This window comes from Aureimonas sp. N4, assembly GCF_001463925.1.
GTDB classification, from domain to species: domain Bacteria; phylum Pseudomonadota; class Alphaproteobacteria; order Rhizobiales; family Rhizobiaceae; genus Aureimonas; species Aureimonas ureilytica_A.
Window position 1 is genome coordinate 1 of sequence record NZ_BBWS01000049.1, and the last position, 1,374, is coordinate 1,374.

Below are 1,374 nucleotides of genomic sequence, written 5' to 3' on the forward strand. Positions count from 1 at the left end.
GGGGTGATGGGGTGGACGCCCCCGACGGCATCGTTGTGCCAGAATGGGTGTTTCAACTCATTCACAGGAGGCGTCCGTGTCCGAGGTTACCACGATCGGCCTGGATATCGCGAAGACCGTGTTCCACGCCCATGGCGCCGATGAGCGCGGCCGGGGCGTGTTCTCGAAGCGCCTGACGCGGGCGAAGCTGCTTGCCTTCTTTGCCGCGCAGCCGCGCTGCACCGTGGCATTGGAAGCGTGCGCCGGAGCCCATCATTGGGCCCGCGAGCTGACGGCGCTGGGCCATGAGGTTCGGCTGATCCCGCCAGCCTACGTGAAGCCGTTCGTGAAGCGGCACAAGAACGATGCGGTGGATGCCGAAGCGATCTGCGAGGCGGCCCAGCGTCCCACCATGCGCTTCGTGGCCGTGAAGAGCGAGGAGCAGCAGGCGTCGGCGCTCGTGTTCCGAACCCGCGATCTTCTGGTTCGCCAGCGTACCCAGCTCATCAATGCCATCCGGGGACACCTGACCGAGTACGGCTGGGTCGCCCCGAAGGGTCCTGCCTACGTCTCGATGCTCGGCGATCTTCTCGAGGACGAGATGGGAGCCTCGTTGCCTCCAGCGGCGCTCTCGATGTTCCGTGTCATGCTCGACCTCCTGGCCGATCTCGACGAGCGCATCGCCGCTCTCGACAAGGAGATCGCCCAGCGCGCCCGCGAGGAGGAGACGGCGCGAAGGCTGATGACCATCCCCGGGATCGGGCCCATCACCGCGACTGCGCTAATAGCTCTGGCGCCCGCAGCCGAGACGTTCGCCAAGGGACGGGACTTTGCCGCCTGGGTCGGACTGACGCCGACGCAGCACTCCACGGGCGGCAAGCAGAAGCTCGGCGCCACCTCCAAGATGGGCGAGCGAACGCTGCGGCGCCTTCTGATCATCGGAGCCAGCGCGGTGATCCTCCAGGCCACCCGGCGCGGGACAGTGAAGGGATCGTGGCTGGAGCAGATGCTGGCGCGCAAGCCGCGCATGTTGGTGATGGTGGCACTCGCCAACAAGATGGCGCGGATCGTCTGGGCCCTTCTGGCGAAGGGTGGAACTTACCGAGCTCCGACGGCGGTCACGGCGTAAGCCGAGGTCGTCGCCAGAGGCCGTCGGGACGCGAGGTCGGTCGAAGGAGGGTATGGCGCAACAGTCGGCGAGACGGGGCCGGAAGAACCAGTGGTTTCCACCGTGCCGTCGAGCACGCCGTGGGTGTTTTGGTTCCGGTCCGCGAACTCCCATACGGGCCCGCAGCCAAGCGCTGCATCAGAGGCCGGACAGATGGCAGCATCCGACATCGTGCCAACCCTACAAAAACTACTTGCGCCCAAGGGGGCGTCCACAGATGGAAACCC

1 protein-coding gene is annotated in these 1,374 nt (G+C 66.3%); it reads left to right on the forward strand.

Translation table 11 applies throughout. The annotated features are described in order from the left end of the window. Positions 1-76 precede the first annotated feature (76 nt). The gene (locus tag AUL28_RS16770) at positions 77-1,108 is read left to right on the forward strand and encodes an IS110 family transposase (protein WP_062234760.1); all 1,032 of its coding nucleotides are present in this window, start codon (positions 77-79) and stop codon (positions 1,106-1,108) included. The last annotated feature ends 266 nt before the right edge of the window (positions 1,109-1,374 follow it).